This is a genomic window from Sphingopyxis sp. Root1497 (genome assembly GCF_001427085.1).
In the GTDB taxonomy this organism is placed as follows: Bacteria; Pseudomonadota; Alphaproteobacteria; order Sphingomonadales; family Sphingomonadaceae; genus Sphingopyxis.
This window is the reverse complement of the sequence record NZ_LMGF01000003.1, coordinates 270,200-282,495: the sequence shown is the minus strand read 5'-3', so window position 1 is coordinate 282,495 and position 12,296 is coordinate 270,200. Positions and strand designations below refer to the sequence as shown.

Genomic DNA, 12,296 nt, shown 5'->3' with positions numbered 1-12,296 from the left:
GCGCTGTCGCCGCACCGGATTTGCGCGAAGTGTGTTGACTCGCTAATCAGGTTCATTAATATAATCATATATACAACTAAGACGGCAGAAGGCCGCTTTGCGGAGAGGGAAAGGGTCGTTCGGCGCGATTTCATACCGGATAAAGGGACGGGGTAGCCGGACGGGTGGCCCCATTTGCCGGGCGCACGCGTCATCGGGGCCGCGGCGAGCGGCGCGGTGTCAGAAATATCACAAAAAATCAGGATAGTGGGAGGAAGACGATGAGGAATTTCAAGCAGTCGCTGTTGTCGGGGGTCATGTTGGGCGCCACGGTGCTGGCATCCGCGCCGGCGTTCGCACAGGCCGAAAACGATCGTTCCGCGAACGACAGCGTCGGTATCGAGGATATCGTCGTCACCGCGCGAAAGACCTCGGAAAGCCTGCAATCGACCCCGGTTGCGGTCACCGTTCCGACCGGCGACACGCTCGACAAGGCGCAGGTCAACGGCATCGAATCGCTGCCGAACCTGGTGCCCGGCATCGTCGTGCAGCCGTCGACCGGCCAGCCGGCGTCGGCCTTCATCGGCATCCGCGGCCAGTCGTCCTCCGACGCGCTGCTCGCGCTCGACCAGGCGGTCGGCCAATATTTCGACGGCGTCTATATCGCCCGTTCGTCGGGCGCGCTGTTCAACTTCGTCGATGTCGAGCGGGTCGAAGTGCTGCGCGGCGCGCAGGGGACCTTGTTCGGTCGCAACACCACGGGCGGCGCGGTCAGCATCATTTCGAACAAGCCCACCGGCGATTTCGGCGGCAGCGTGCGCGTGCGCTATGGCAATTACGACACCTGGGAAACCACTGGCGTCCTGAACCTGCCGATCCAGGGCGACGAGATCGCGGTGCGGCTGGTCGGCCAGCATGTCCAGAGCGACGGCTATGGCCGCAACCTCAGCTTCGACACGCCGCTCGGCGGCGACAATGTAGACTTTCTGCGCGGCACCCTGCTGATCGCGCCCGAAGGCACCGGGCTGACGGTGACCGTGGTCGGCGACTATACCAACCGCAACGGCCAGGGCCAGATCACCGGCCTCAAGAGCTACAACCGCAACCCGACGACCGGCGCGAACCAGAACGGCACGGCGCAGGCGGTTCTCGCCGCCTGCTCGGGCGCCACCCCGAACCCGCTTTGCCCGGTCAAAGGACCGGTCGCCGGCGATTCCTATGGAAATTATGCGGTCAGCGTTCAGGGCAAGGAAAATTTCTACGACGTCGCGCTCAGCATGATCCCGTTCAGCAAGGCCACATCCTGGGGCGTCGGGGTGACCACCGAATATGAGATCAGCAGTTCGACCGCGCTGAAATCGATCACCGCGTGGCGCGGGGTCGACACCGAATCGCTCTCCGACAATGACGGGACGCCCTATGTGCTGACCGGCGGGCTGCGCCCCGGCGACGGCAATATCATCGACCAGTCGCAATTCTCGCAGGAGTTGCAGTTGTCGACGCAGGCGTTCGACGATCGCCTGCAACTGATCCTCGGCGCCTTCTATTTCACCGAGCGGGGCACCGACCTGTCGAAAAGCTTCTCGGCTTTCCCGCTGGGGACGCGCCGTCTGGGCTATAACGACGGCGACATCGCCAACAAAAGCTACGCCGGTTTCGGCCAGTTCAACTTCAACATCACCCCCGAACTGCGCTTCACCGGCGGGCTGCGCTATACCGAGGACAAGCGGTCGATCCTGAGCCGCAATCGCGCCGAAAATACCGACCCGGTGACCGGCATCCCCAACGGCACCTTCGTGTGCAGCCTCATCGTCGATCCCGGCGCGCCGTGCGAGAAGTTCACCAAAGCGACCTTCGACTATTGGTCCTACACCGCCGGTTTCGACTGGCGTCCAAACGAGAATGTGTTCCTCTACCTCAAGACCAGCAAGGCCAGCCGCGCCGGCGGGTTCAACCCGCGCGCGACCGGGACGACGCCGCTGGTGTTCAATCCCGAAACGGTCGTCGACTATGAATTCGGCTTCAAGCTCGATCTGCTCGACCGCCGCTTGCGGTTGAACACCGCGATCTTCCAGACCAATTATGACGACATCCAGCGGACGGTTCCGGCGATCGTCAACGGCGTGCTCTCGAACTCGATCGTCAATGCGGCGACGGCGCGGATTCGCGGGCTGGAGGCGGAATTGACCGTGCAGCCGGTCGACGACCTGCAACTCGGCGTGTCGGCGACCTTCCTCGATCCGAAGTTCAAGGATTTCACGATCCCGCTGTCGCTGACGGTGTTCCAGGACGTCACCGACACGCCCTATTCCTTCGCGCCGAAGAGCTCCTATTCGGTCTATGCCGACTACACCGTGCCGATGAGCGCGGGCGAGTTGAATCTGCGCGCCGACTACAGCTGGCGCAGCAAGCAATATACGACCGGCCCGCTGATCGGCCCCGGCTATCAGGAGCAGTTCAAGGACACGGCCAAAATCCCGGCCTATGGCCTGCTGAACGGCCAGATCGCGTACCGGTTCGAAAATCCGAAGCTCGAAGTGGCGATCTATGGCCAGAACCTCACGCAGAAGAAATATTTCGCGCGCCTGCTCGCGATCGAGAACAGCCTCGGCGTCACCGGCTATTCGCCCGGCATGCCGCGCACCTATGGCGTGCGGCTGACCTACAAGTTCGGCGGAGAATGATCGCGGACGAAGGGTAATGGCGTCGATGGCGCATCCCCTCATAAGCCGGGAGGCGGCGGTTCGTCCGCTGCCTCCCGCGCCGTTGCCGGGATGAGCGGCGAAAGGATCGACCTTGGCGGCCGGGTGGCGATCGTCACCGGTGCCGGCGGGGGGCTTGGCCGGGCCTATGCCCGTGCGCTGGCCGAACGCGGCGCGGCGGTCGTCGTCAACGACCTGGGCGGCGACACGCGGGGCGAGAACCCGGCCGCCGCGCTGGCCGAAGATGTCGCGGCGGATATCCGGGCGCGAGGCGGGCGTGCCGTCGCCAATGCCGACACCGTCGCGACCCAGGCCGGCGGCGCGGCGATCACCCAGGCGGCGCTCGATCATTTCGGCCGGATCGACATCGTCATCAACAATGCCGGAAACCAGCGCAACGCGCTGTTCGAAGACCTGACCGAAGAGGATATCGAGGCGGTGCTCGCCGTCCATCTGAAAGGCAGTTTCTACGTCACTCAGCCCGCTTATCGGCTGATGAAGCGGCAGGGCTTTGGCCGGATCATCTTCACCTCGTCGCAATCGGGCGTGTTCGGCAATCCCTATCGCGCCAATTATGGCGCCGCAAAGGCTGGCGTGATCGGCCTGATGCGGGTGCTCGTGCAGGAAGCGCCGCCGGCGATCCGCATCAACTGCGTCATGCCCAACGCCAGCGGCAGCCGCATGGGAGCGCCGGGCGAAGAGCGGGTCGACAAGGATTTCATCGCCGCGATCCTCGCGCGCGGCAACGCCTATGCCGGTCGAAGCGCGCCAGACCATGTTGCGGCGCTGGTGACATGGCTGGCGAGCGACGCGTGCGACGTGACCGGCCAGACCTATTCGGTGCTGCGCGGCCATTATGCGCGGGTGTTCAGCGGGCGCGGGGAGGGGTGGGCCGGCGCCCGCGGCGATTGCGCCAGCGCCGACGATATCGCCGCCCATGCCGCCGCGATCGCCGATACGGCGACCTGGCACGAGCCGCAAAGCGGCCTCGACGAAGGCGATATCGTCCGCGCCGCCCTCGACCGGCTTTATGGTGAAATGGAGAAGATTTGATGGCATCGCGCGACTCCGGGTCGTTCCGCAGCCTGGGCATATTGTTCGCCGCGACGATGGCGATCGCCATCGTCGGCGTGCATTTTCATGTGGTCGGCGCGATGGTCAAGCCGCTGGGCGACGCCTATGGCTGGAGCCGCGGCGACATCGCCTTTGCGCTGACGATTTCCAGCGTCGTCCACCCTTTCACCAACATCTTTCTCGGCATGCTCGTCGACCGCTACAGCGCGCGCAGCATCGCCTTGCCCGGCATCGCCGGCTGGGCGGTCGGCACGGCGCTGCTCGGGTTCGTGGGCGGGCCGATCTGGACCTGGTACGCGGGCTATGTCCTGTTCAGCCTGCTCGGCTTTGCAGCGAGCTCGATCGTCTTCACCAAGTTGATCGTCGAAAATTTCACCAAAAGGCGCGGGCTGGCGCTGGCAACCTCGCTGGCGGGGGCCGGCATCCTCGTCAGCATCATCCCGACGATCGTTCTTGCGCTCGAACGCCATTTCGGAATTGCCGGCGTCTATCCGGCGATCGCAGCCTGTGCCTTCGTCCTGATGTTCATCCCCTGCTGGCTGTTCCTGCCGCGCAGCGGGTCGGCGGCGACGCCGCCGATGTCCGCCGTGCCGTCCAGGCAAAAGGCCGACTGGCGCGAAGTCGTCGGCTCGACGATCCTCTGGCGCCTGCTCTTCGCCTTCCTCTTCGTCGCCTCCTGTGTCGGCACGTTCATCGTCCATCTTCAGCCGATGCTGGCCGACGCCGGACTCAGCCGCGACGAGGCGGCGACAGTGGCGCTGTTCATCGGTCCGGCGATGATTGCCGGGCGCCTCGGCACCGGCCTGTTGTTCGATATCCTGCCGACGCGGCTGGTGGCGGCCTGCGCGTTCAGCCTGCCGGCCTTTGCCTGCCTCTGGCTTCTCGCCATTCCGCTCGACTATGGCAGCGCGGTCGCGCTCGCGCTGTTGATCGGCGTCGCGATGGGCAGCGAGGTCGATGTCGTTGCCTATATGTCGAGCCGCTATTTCGGCCTGCGCCGCTATGGCCTCGTCTTTGCGATCCTGATCAGCACCTATGGCTTTGCGGTCGGCACATCGTCCTGGGGCGCCGGCAAGGCGTTCGATGCGGCGGGAAGTTATGATGGCGTGCTGATCGCGCTCATCGCGGGCGTGGCGCTTGCCGTGGCGCTGGTGATATCGCTGGGCCGCCCGCCGGAACTCGAACGCGAAACATCGTAGACGCGGCGATCCGGCGGCCGGAGAATCCGAGGGCCGGTGGCGAAGCTGCGATATTTTCGGGGGTTGCGCGCGTCATCGGGGACGATAATTCGCCGTTTCGGTGAAATATTCATATCAATTCACCGAATTATATATACGATATTGACATGGCATCGGCGGGCGCTAGGTTTCCCGGAAGCTCCGAAACAGGAGACTCAATGAGGATGGGCCGCAGAGCCCGCAACGGGAGGGGTCAACCCCATGCAAAACTGGAAATCGATTCTGTTCGCCGGCACCGCCAGCGTGATGCTTGTCCAGCCGGCCTTCGCCTATCAGGGTGAGGCTCCCGCGGCGGCGGAAGCGACCGACAATATCGGGCTGAACGACATCGTCGTCACCGCGCGCCGGCAGGAAGAGCGTCTTCAGGATGTCCCGGTCGCCGTGACCGTGCTGACGCCCGAAACCCTGGAAGCCAAGGGGACGTTCAATCCCGTCGATCTTGTCCAGGTCACGCCGGGCCTGAACGTCACCGCATCGGTATCCGACCGCAACAACCTGACCTACACGATCCGCGGCCAGGGCTTCTCGTTCGGCACCGTGTTCCCGGCGGTCATCACCTATTTCAACGAAGTCCCCATTGCCCGCCTGACCCAGGGGCAGTTTTTCGATCTCCAGAACGTCCAGGTGCTGCGCGGGCCGCAGGGCGTCAACTTCGGGCGCGTCACCGATGGCGGCAACGTCATGGTGACCCCGCAGACGCCGAAGGAGGATTTTGGCGGATATCTCACCGGAAAGCTCGGCAACTACGGCCTGCGCACCTTCAACGGCGCGATCAACGTGCCAATCGTCGAGGACAAGGTGCTGGCGCGTGTCGCGTTCGAAACCGCGCGCCGGTCCGGCTTCACGACCAATATCGCGAACGGCCAGAAGCTCGACGATGTCAAATATGAATCCTTTCGCGGCGGTTTAACCCTGCGTCCGGTCGAGGGGTTGGAAAACACCACGATCGTGTCGTACCAGCGCACCCACGACAATGGCACGGCGGTGGTTTTCGCGGGGTTCAATCCGGCGGCGTCGGGTCTCGCCCCCGCGATCGGGCAATTCTCCTTCCTGTTCTCGGGCGCCTATGGGATCGACCCCAACGGCAGCGTCGTGCCGTTCCGCGCCGGCCTCACGCCGCTCAGCGCGCCGGCCTATATCGCCTCGCTGCAATCGCAGCTCGCGGCGCAAAATGCGCGCGGCATCCGGCAGATTTCGCAGGTCGACCCGACCTATAGCGAGCGCAAGAACCTCTACATCGTCAACACCACGACCGCCGATCTGTCCGACAATATCCAGATCAAGAATGTGTTTGGCTATGTCCGCGAACGCGAGGATGAGGCATCGAACTTCGCGGCGAGCAACGGCGCGGCGGTGCTGACCTGTCATTCGGCCTGTCCCGGCGGCTTGCTGTTCACCAACCAGGAACAGTATAGCGAGGAACTGAGGATTTCGGGACAGGCCTTCGACAATCGCCTGAACTTCTCGCTCGGCGCCTATTTCGACGAGCAGCGACCGGCCGGCCCGGCGGAAAATGCGACGATCAACGTCGCGATCCTGAACCGCGTGGGCGTCAACAACATCACGACCAAGTCGCGCGCGGTCTATGGGTCGCTGGAATATGACATCACCGACAATTTCAGCGTCAACGGCGGCCTCCGCTACACGCGCGACACGATCCACTCGGAACAGAACACCTATCTCAGCCCGATGGACGGCGGGCAGGCGGCGCTGTTCAATTTCCTGACCGGCCCCTTTGGCGGCAACCTCCCCCCCGCCATCGCGAACCAGGTGGTCGCCGCGACCTTCGCGCCGATCCCGCACGGCCAGTGCGTCAGCTATGGCGCCGGATCGGTGCTCTATGCCAGCGGCCCCGGCAACTGCATCGTGCGCGATGGCAAGTTCAACGCGACGACCTGGTCGGCGGGCGCGACCTACAAGACCGATGGCGGCCAGATGTTCTATGGCAAGGTCAGCAAGGGCTATCGTCCCGGCGGCGTGAACGGGACCGCCCCTCCGGGGGTCGATCCCGCCTATCAGCCCGAGACGGACATATCGTTCGAAGTCGGCGTCAAAGCGGATTTCCGATTCAACGATGTGTTCCTGCGGACCAATCTTGCGGCCTATACCGACCGGTACAAGGACATTCAGAAGAACGTCGTGCTTCCCGGTCCGGTACCCGTGTCGTCGGTCCAGAACGTCAATGACGCACGGATCAAGGGCATCGAGGCGGAAATCACCCTGATCCCCGTCCAGGGGCTGACCCTCGGTGGCACCTTTGCCTATACCGATGCGAAATTCGACAAGCTGGCACCGATCGTCGTCGGCAATCCCTGCGATCCGACGCAGACGACGACGGTCGGCTTCTGTTCGGACAACCGCTTCAACTCGGTGCCGAAGACGCAATATTCGCTGACGCTCGATTATACGCTGCCGCTCGATGACAAGCTGGGGCAGGTCAGCTTCGGCGCCGTCCTCTATCATCAGTCGAGCGTGTCCTATTCGGACACCAGCGTGTTGAACCCGCAATCGATCGAAAAACCGTTCACGACCCTCGACCTCAACCTGAACTGGAAGAATGTCGGTGGCCAGCCGATCGACCTCGGCCTGTTCGTCACCAATGTGACCAAGGAGGTTTATCGCATCGGCACGAACAATCTGATGCAGAATTCGTCGCTCGGCATCCTCGGCAACATCTATGCCGCGCCGCGGATGTGGGGCCTGTCGATGAAATACCGGTTCGGCGCCGACGCCGATTGACCGGCGCGGCGCCGCGGCCATGCGGCGCCCGAGCCAAGGGACATGATTGCGGCCAGGCGGCTTTGCCGTCTGGCCGCCGTGGTTTCGACGGCCGATGCGTCCAATCCTTCTGGTCTCGGAAAAAAGGCGTTGTGATGATCCTGCCTTCTCCATCCATGCTTCTATTGACGGCTTGTGCGCTCCTCTGCGTCCCCGCGATGGCCGGCGCGCAGGCGGCCGCTGATCTGCCGGCCTGGCCGCAAATGCCCGTTGCCGCCAAACAGGCGCCCAATATCCTGGTGATCCTGACCGACGATGTGGGGTTCGCGGCGTCGTCGACCTTTGGCGGGCCGATCCCGACCCCGACCCTCGACCGCCTTGCGGCGCGCGGTTTGCGCTTCAATCGCTTTCACACCTCGGCGATCTGTTCGGCGAGCCGCGCCGCCTTGCTGACCGGTCGCAACCCATCGCGGGTCGGCATGAGCGGCGTCACCAACAGCGCCAGCTCGCACCCCGCCTATACCGGCATCCTGCCGCGCAGCGCCGCGACGATCGCGCGGCTGCTCCGCGACAATGGCTATAGCACCGCGATGATCGGCAAGGCCCATATCACGCCGAAATGGGAAACAGGTCCCAACGGGCCGTTCGACCGCTGGCCGACCGGCCTGGGTTTCGAATATTTCTATGGTTTCCTCGACGGCGACACCGATCAGTTCGCGCCGCAGCTTTACCGCGGCACCGAAGCGATCGAGCCGCCGGACGACGATCCCGGCTATATTCTCGACAAGGATCTGGCCGACCGGGGCGTGCACTGGCTGCGCGAACAGAATGCGGTGCAGCCCGGCAAGCCCTTCTTCCTCTATTATGCTCCGGGCACCGCACATTCGCCGCATCAGGCGCCGCGCGACTGGATCGACCGCTTTCACGGCCAGTTCGACATGGGCTGGGACGCGTTGCGCGGGCAGATTCTGGAGCGGCAAATCGCCATGCGGACGGTCCCGGCGGGCACCCGCCTGACGCCGCGCCCCAAGGAGATCGCGGCGTGGGAAACGCTGACCCCGGAAAAGCGGCGCCTCTATGCGCGGATGATGGAGGCCTATGCAGGGGCACTCGCTTTTGCCGACAACCAGATCGGCCGCGTCCTCGACGAGATCGAACGCAGCGGAGAACTCGACAACACGCTGGTCATCTTTGTCCAGGGTGACAATGGATCGAGCGCCGAGGGCGGCGAGAACGGCCTGTTCAACGAACTGGCCGGGCTGAACGAGCAAGGCGCGGAGGACTTGCCGGTCGCGTTGGCGAATATCGACCGGCTCGGCGGTCCGATGACCTATGGCCATTTCCCGGTCGGTTGGGCGCATGCGATGTCGACGCCCTTTCCCTATTTCAAACGCGTCGCCTCGCATCTCGGATCGACGCGCAACGCGATGGTTCTGTCCTGGCCGCGCGGCGCACCCGACGCGCATGGCGAGGTGCGGACGCAATTCCACCATCTCGTCGATATCGTCCCGACGATTCTCGAGGCCGCCCTAATCAAGGCGCCGGCAAGGGTCGACGGCGTGACCCAGATGGCATTCGATGGCGTCAGCATGCTTTACGCCGCGCGCGATGCAGGGGCGCCGTCGGCGCGCAAGATTCAGTTTTTCGAACTGTCCAGCGACGCCGCCATTTATGCCGACGGCTGGCTTGCCAACACCAAGCCGGTCGCGATGCCGTGGCAGTTCACGGGCATCAAGACAGTGCCCTTTGGCGAGCGAAGCTGGGAGTTATACGACCTCGCCTCCGATTTCAGCCAGTCGGCGGACCTCGCTGCGCAAAACCCCGCAAAGCTGGCGGCGATGCAAAGGCTGTTCTTCCGCGAGGCGAAGCGGAACAATGCGTTGCCCATTGCGCGGTCGCCGCGCGGCCTGCCCGCACCCGACCTCAACAAGGGCCGCACCAGCTTTTCCTATCCGGCCGGTGTGAAACGTATTCCGAGCGCGATCGCGCCCGACATTCGCAACCGGTCCTTTTCGCTGGTTGCGACGGTCGATGTCGCGGCGGGTGGGGGCGATGGCATGCTGGTGACGCAGGGCGGGCGGTTTGGGGGTTACGCCCTGTTCGTCCGCGATGGCGTGCCGCACTTTGTCTATAACAAGCTGGGGATCGAGCGAACGGTGCTGGACTGGGATCGTCCGCTTGCCGCCGGTCGGCACCAGATCCGGCTCGATTTCGACTATGATGGCGGCGGCATCGGCAAGGGCGGCGTCGCGCGCCTGTCGGTCGATGGAGCTCCGTCGCGGTCGGTCCGCATCGCTTCGACGATGCGCCTCCTGCTGCCCTTGTCGGAAACCTTCGATGTCGGGGTCGATACCGGCACGCCGGTTGCCGAGGATTACCGCGTCCCGTTCCGTTTCAACGCGGGGCTTCAGGATGTGACCGTCCTGCTCCGCTGACGGCGGAACGGTTCAGCCTTTGGCGGTGTCCGCGTCGCGCGCTTTCTTGATGGCGCGCAGCATCTCGATGAAGGCGTCGGTCTCGCGCCGGAGATAGGCGTTGGTGTCGGGCTCGAGCGCGTTCTTCTGGAACAATTCGCGTGTCAGCCGCATCTGAAGGCGTGGCGCCGCGGCGAGCGTTTCGCCGACCTTGATGGCTTCGTCCAGAAGCTGTTCGTCGGGAACGACGCGCGTGATCAGGCCGATATCCTTCGCCTCCTGCGCGGTCAGCTTTTGCGACGTCAGGCAGATGTCGAGCGCGCGACCATAGCCGACCAGCCGCGGCAACAGCGCCGTACAGCCGAGTTCGGGCATGTAGCCGAGCGATAGGAAAGGAAAGCTCCAGGTCGAACTTGCGCCGCCGATCCGGATGTCCATCGGCAGCAACTGGGTGACGCCCAGCCCGATCGCCGCACCATGCACCGCGCCGATCATCGGCTTCGAGCGCGCGAGCAGGTGGATCCAGCCGGTGTCCTGCATCATGCAGATCTGCGCGATGTTGAGCTTCTTGCCGGTGTCGGGATCGACCTCCGGCCCCGCCTTGAAATCGGTCCCGGCGCAGAAGATCGGCCCTTCGTGGGTGAGCACGATCGCGCCGATCGCATCGTCGGCGTTGGCGGTCTCTATCGCGCGCTCGGTTTCGCGATAGAGCGGCGGGCTCCACGCGTTGCGCCGCTCCTGCTTGTCATAGGTGATGACCGCGACGGCCCCACGCTTTTCGTACCGGATATGGTCGTATGTCATCCTGCGGTCCATGTCTGGACCGCGGCGCACGCCGGCGCCGCGGTCAAAGCCAAGATTATTGCTTCAGCCGCTCGACTTCATAAGCGTACATCTCGTCGATATTCTCCTTCGCCGGTTTCGGCAGCTCGACCGGCGCGTCGCGGGTCGGCAGGAGGACGACGGCATTGCCCGGCGACACGACGGTGCCGTGCTGATTCTCGACCCAGATGTCGAGGTGCACCTCGTTGCGGCCCTCTTCCTGCACCTTCTTGCGGACCTTGCCTTTGATCCAATAGGTGTCGCCGGTGTAGACGAACTTGCGGTGCTGGCACGACAGCTTCCACAGCCAGCCGTCGTCGCCCATCCAGTTGGTGACGGTGTTGGTCAGGAAGGTCTCGCGCAGCCCGCCATAATCATAGGGAATGGGGATGCCGAGTTCATTGGCCCATGCCTTTTCCCAGTGCAGGCGCTGGACCGTGTCGGGGACATTGAGTTCGTTCGGGGTATAGAGTCCCGGCACCTTGGCGCGGATTTTCCAGCTCTGGCGAAAGGCGCCCGGCGGGGTCAGCTGCATGCCCCAGCCGACGTGCCAGACGACGAGGTCGCTGGTGCGCAGCGGACCGCGGACGATCGTCTGCATGTCCTCGCCCTCGATCACATCTTCCCAATAGCGCGTCTCGGCGCCGCGCAGTTTTTCGGCGGCGTAGCAAGCGTCGATCTCGTCGAGCTGTTCCTTGGTGTAGGGGGTCGGAAGGTCGTATTCCTTCTTCTTTTCCTTCGACGCATGGCGCTCGGCGCGGATCCAGGTGCCACGCTGGATCGCATGCAACTCGTCGTCCTGGTTGCGATAGATATAGCCGTTGACTTCGGACACGGTGCGGCCCGCAAAGCCGCTCTTGTCGTTCACCTGGACGCCGATCAGCGCGAAACGCTGCTTGAGCTGGTCGCCCAGCCGCAGCGGGCGCCACCATTCGAATTCCATCTGCGCCTGATACGAACCGAGCCCGGCGAGCGGATCGCCCTTCATCATCGCCTTCACCTCGGGGGTGATCGGCGGCGCGTCCGAGACGCCCATCGTGTAGAGGAAGTTCGGCGGCGCGATCAGGCCGCCCCAGCGGGTCTTGTCGCCATAATGCTTGTCGCACCACAGCGGATTGTCGTCGCCATAACCCACCGCGAAGTGGCGGGTGCCGTCCCATGTCACTTCATAATTGTGCGGCGGGGTCGGCTTGTTGACCTGGATGCCGACCCGCTGACGCAGCTTGTCGATGCCTTCGTCGGTCAGGATGCCATAGTTATCCGGCACGTCCTTTTTCTGGGTTTCCGCCATTTGCCTCTCGCTCCGCCTCTATTGTCTGTCCCCAAATCCATGCAGATGTCGGCAAGTC

General features: G+C 64.0%; 7 protein-coding genes. 5 read left to right on the top strand and 2 right to left on the bottom strand.

Annotated features, from left to right (window positions below; genetic code table 11):
- Positions 1–260 precede the first annotated feature (260 nt).
- From ASD67_RS04830 to ASD67_RS04810, 5 genes are all read left to right on the top strand, one after another.
- Complete coding sequence (locus tag ASD67_RS04830) at positions 261–2,663, top strand: TonB-dependent receptor (protein ID WP_056344182.1); 2,403 nt, start codon at positions 261–263, stop codon at positions 2,661–2,663.
- Positions 2,664–2,753: 90 nt separating this feature from the next.
- Positions 2,754–3,734: an SDR family NAD(P)-dependent oxidoreductase gene (locus tag ASD67_RS04825; RefSeq protein WP_056344179.1), complete on the top strand. Its 981-nt coding sequence runs from the start codon at positions 2,754–2,756 to the stop codon at positions 3,732–3,734.
- A complete protein-coding gene (locus ASD67_RS04820; protein WP_056344176.1) occupies positions 3,734–4,954 on the top strand; it encodes an MFS transporter in 1,221 nt (406 codons plus the stop codon). The genes ASD67_RS04825 and ASD67_RS04820 overlap by 1 nt, the downstream gene beginning before the upstream one ends.
- A 240-nt stretch (positions 4,955–5,194) precedes the next feature.
- Positions 5,195–7,732, top strand: a complete 2,538-nt coding sequence (locus ASD67_RS04815; RefSeq protein ID WP_056344174.1) for a TonB-dependent receptor — start codon at positions 5,195–5,197, stop codon at positions 7,730–7,732.
- 197 nt (positions 7,733–7,929) lie between these two features.
- On the top strand, positions 7,930–10,146 hold the full coding sequence (locus ASD67_RS04810) for an arylsulfatase (RefSeq protein WP_162248539.1): 2,217 nt from the start codon (positions 7,930–7,932) through the stop codon (positions 10,144–10,146).
- 12 nt (positions 10,147–10,158) lie between these two features.
- On the opposite strand, the gene ASD67_RS04805 is transcribed toward ASD67_RS04810, so the two are convergent.
- The gene (locus tag ASD67_RS04805) at positions 10,159–10,941 is read right to left on the bottom strand and encodes an enoyl-CoA hydratase/isomerase family protein (RefSeq protein WP_235535569.1); all 783 of its coding nucleotides are present in this window, start codon (positions 10,939–10,941) and stop codon (positions 10,159–10,161) included.
- Positions 10,942–10,984: 43 nt separating this feature from the next.
- A complete protein-coding gene (locus ASD67_RS04800) occupies positions 10,985–12,238 on the bottom strand; it encodes an FAS1-like dehydratase domain-containing protein (RefSeq protein WP_056344166.1) in 1,254 nt (417 codons plus the stop codon).
- Positions 12,239–12,296: the final 58 nt, after the last annotated feature.